4 protein-coding genes are annotated in these 3,430 nt (G+C 73.1%); 3 read left to right on the top strand and 1 reads right to left on the bottom strand.

Going from position 1 to position 3,430, the window contains the following annotated elements:
* Nucleotides 1-467, top strand: a 467-nt coding sequence (locus ND748_RS28345) for an ATP-binding protein (RefSeq protein WP_251749251.1), incomplete at its 5' end; no start/stop codon positions are given.
* Between the two features lie 49 nt (nt 468-516).
* Complete coding sequence (locus ND748_RS28350; protein WP_251749252.1) at nt 517-1,305, top strand: peptidoglycan-binding protein; 789 nt, start codon at nt 517-519, stop codon at nt 1,303-1,305.
* Between the two features lie 39 nt (nt 1,306-1,344).
* Here ND748_RS28350 and ND748_RS28355 read toward each other — a convergent pair whose 3' ends face one another.
* A complete protein-coding gene (locus ND748_RS28355) occupies nt 1,345-1,788 on the bottom strand; it encodes an SRPBCC family protein (protein ID WP_251749253.1) in 444 nt (147 codons plus the stop codon).
* Between the two features lie 315 nt (nt 1,789-2,103).
* On the opposite strand from ND748_RS28355, the gene ND748_RS28360 reads away from it, so the two are divergent.
* Nucleotides 2,104-3,279: a DUF4407 domain-containing protein gene (locus ND748_RS28360; RefSeq protein WP_251749254.1), complete on the top strand. Its 1,176-nt coding sequence runs from the start codon at nt 2,104-2,106 to the stop codon at nt 3,277-3,279.
* Nucleotides 3,280-3,430: the final 151 nt, after the last annotated feature.

The raw sequence follows: 3,430 nt of genomic DNA on the forward strand, positions 1-3,430 counted from the left end.
CTGCCGGGCCGGGCGAGCCGGCAGACCCGCCTGCCCGGCCGGGCGCGGCCACCCGACCGGATCCACTCGCCGAGCCGCTGTCGGACCTCGGCCCGCCGCGGGCGGAGGTGGCGTTCGGCCGGGGAGACCTCGGTCTGGTCCGCGCGGCGGCAACCCGCGCCGCCCTCGCCGACGGGCTGGGGGAGGACCGGGCCGGCGACCTCGAACTCGCCGTGCACGAGGTCGCGACGAACAGTGTCCGTCACGGCGGTGGACAGGGCATCGCGCGCTTCTGGACCGCCGACGGCTGCCTGATCTGCGAGGTCACCGACTCCGGCCGACTTGCCGACCGGCTCGCCGGGCGACGGCGTCCGGACCTCGACCTCAGCGGCGGGCGGGGGCTGTGGCTCGTCAACCAGCTCTGCGATCTCGTCCAGCTCCGCTCGGGGCACGCCGGCACGACCGTGCGCATGTTCATGTACGTCTGACCGGTCGGGGCGCCGCGGTGCGCACGCCCGGCGGAGGAGGGAGACGGCGGTGACCTCACAGGAGCGGACCCGGGTCGGGCGCGGCGCCTGGCCGACGGACGGCCGGGGTGGCACCGTGGCCCCGGCGGGTGGCGGTTCCGCCACCCGGCCGGGCCGGTGCTTCGGGGACGGCGCGGGGGAGGCCCCGCCGGCCGGCAGCACCGACGCGGACATCCTTGCCGTCCGGGCGGGCGTCACGGCGCTCAGTCGGGCGTTGAACTGGCACGGCGGTCCGGGTACCCCGGTCCCGACCGACGGCCGCTTCACCGCCACGACCAGGGCGGCCGTCATCGCCTTCCAGGAGAAGCTGCAGCCGGTGATCAACCGTGACATGTACCTGCCGGCGGTCGAGCGTAGCCCGGCGGGATTCGTCAACAAGGAGACGTCCTACGCGTTGTTCATGCCGATTGCCGACCGTTACGCATTGAAGTACACCGTCCCTCGCGGACTTCTGCGCGGTATCACCACCATCGAGAGCAACTGGGATCCCGGCGCGGTCGGCTACTGGACCAACTCGGATTTCGGACTGTGCCAGTGGAACACGACGCTTCCCGAGATCACCACCGCCCGGGCGCTCGATCCCTTCTGGGCGCTTGACTCCACCGCCCGGGCGATGCGGGAACGCTTTGATTCGGACCGCTGGGGCCGCAACTGGCTGTACGTCATTGCCGCGCACAATGTCCCGACCTGGGCCGCGCAGTGGGCCCAGGGCGAACTGTCCGCCACCGATCCGGCTGACAAACCAAAACTCGACCGGATGAACGGCTACGTCAGTAACGTCCTCGCGCGCGTCTGGTGATGGCGGCCGCCGGCCCGGTGCGAGGGGCGGCGGCGGAGGTCAGTCCGCAAGAGCCGTGACCTTCTCCAGGACCGCGGTGTTCAGCCGGCGGATGCCGATCGGAGCGAAGGTGCGTTCGAAGAAGCCGCCGACCCCGCCGGCGCCGTCCCAGGTGGTGGTCGCCGTGACCGTGCTCTGCCGCTCGCCGGCGCCAGGCGCCACCTGCCACCGGGTCTGCAGCGAGGAGTTCTGGTCCGCCTCGACGAGGGTGGTCGGATCCGGTGCGGACACCGTCGCGTCGACCTGGCGGACCCGCTTGCGGGTGGCCTGCAGCCGGTAGGCGATCCGGCTGCCCGCACCGGTGCCGCCCGCCAGCACCCGGTACTCCGAGACGTTCTCCGGCCAGGACCGGGCCCGGGCGCCCTGGTAGTCGGCGAGCTTCGCGACGATCTGCGCAGGCGTGCCGGGCACGGCCCGCTGGACCACGACCTTGATCTGTCCCACCGCTGTTCCTCCCTCGCTGCCGGGCGTCCGCACCGGTCAGATTCGCACGCCGGCCGTGGACGCCGCACCAGGGCCGCCCGAGAACCGATCGGGGATGGCCGGATCGATTACTCAGAGTTACATTGCGGGAGACGCTGGCTGCGGGCCCCGGACCGGCCGCAGCCACCGGGGCGCCGACGAGGGGGTAGGCCGATTTCTCGCGTATGGCCAGGTTATCCGCGTGCCTTCGGGGACCTCCTCGTCTTCTGCGCGGGCGCGGACAGCCGCGCGGCAGGTCCGCAGGACCGGCCCCGGTTCGTCACCGCCGGTGCACTCATGCTGCTGACCGCCGGGCTCGCCATCTACGCCGGGTCCACCGTCGCCGGAATGGGCCTGCACCGCTCGACCCTCGGCGCGCTCCCGTTCGGCCTGTTCTACGCGACGGTGATCTTTTTCCTCGACCGGTCGGTGCTGCTGTCCACCCGCCCGTACCGCCACGGTCCGGACGGGTCCGTCCGGGTGGGCCGGGCCGGGCCGGCCACCGCCATGAGGATCTTCATCGCCGTCTGCGCCGCGCTGCTCGTCGGGGAGACGCTGCTTCTGCAGATCTTCGCGCCGTCGATCGCGCCGCGGGTCACCCAGATCCGGCAGGAGGATCTCGGCCGGGTGCTGCGCGGCTGGGATGCCAACCAGCTCGGCGAGCAGCGGGCCCTGCGCGACGATCTCACCGCCCGCCAGCAGGTACTGGACGACACCCATGCCCTCGTCACCGGCAAGACCGCCGAGGTGAACTGCCAGCTCACCGGGGGCGACGGCTGTCTCAGTGGCGAGGGGCCGGTGTACCGGATCAAGCTCGGTGAGCTCGGTGCCGCGACCGCGGCGGTGACCACCGCGACCGGCCAGCGCGATGCCGCCCAGGCCCGCCTGGACGCCTTCGACCAGTCCCGCGACACCCGGCGCGCGCGCTTTCGCGATCAGCAGGCCGCCACCGTCGACGCCGCCGACGACCTGCTGATCCGGGAGAAGGCGTTCTGGCGGCTGACGGCCGCCGACCGGTCCGTGCTGCTCTGGCGCACGGTGTTGACCCTGCTGCTGCTCGGCATCGACCTCGGTCCGCTGATGTTCAAGCGAACGCTGGAGCAGACGGAGCTGCGGCGCCGGGAGCGGCTCGTCCAGTGGCAGGGGGAGACGACCGACGAGGTCGACGCCCTGCAGATCGGCCAGACCGCGCGTCGCCGTGGCGAGCTCGCTCAGGCCCTCGCCGAAGGCGCCGCCGATCGTTACGGCCAGTACGTGCGGCGCCGCGACGAGATCGGCACCTCGCTGCGGGTCGCCGCCGATCTTGCCGATGCGGACGTGGGCCGCGAGCAGATCCGCATCGACCGGGACAGCCGGGTCCGCGACCTGCGGGTGCGCTACCGCGTGCCGGACCCGGCGCCGGCGCCGGACCCCACCGACCGCGCCGATCCCGTCAACCGTGCCGATCCCGCCGACCGCGCCGCGCCGTCCTGAACCGCCCGGGCGACGGCAACCGCCCGGGCACGTGGGGTCAGTCCCACACGTGCCCGGGCGTCCGGTGGCCGGATCTCCCGGCAGGGGTCGTCAGTCGAGCGTCTCCGTGCCCTGGCGCCGGTGGCGCAGCACGACCAGCAGCAGCGCGAGC

Source organism: Frankia sp. AiPs1 (assembly GCF_023716945.1).
Lineage (GTDB): Bacteria > Actinomycetota > Actinomycetes > Frankiales > Frankiaceae > Frankia.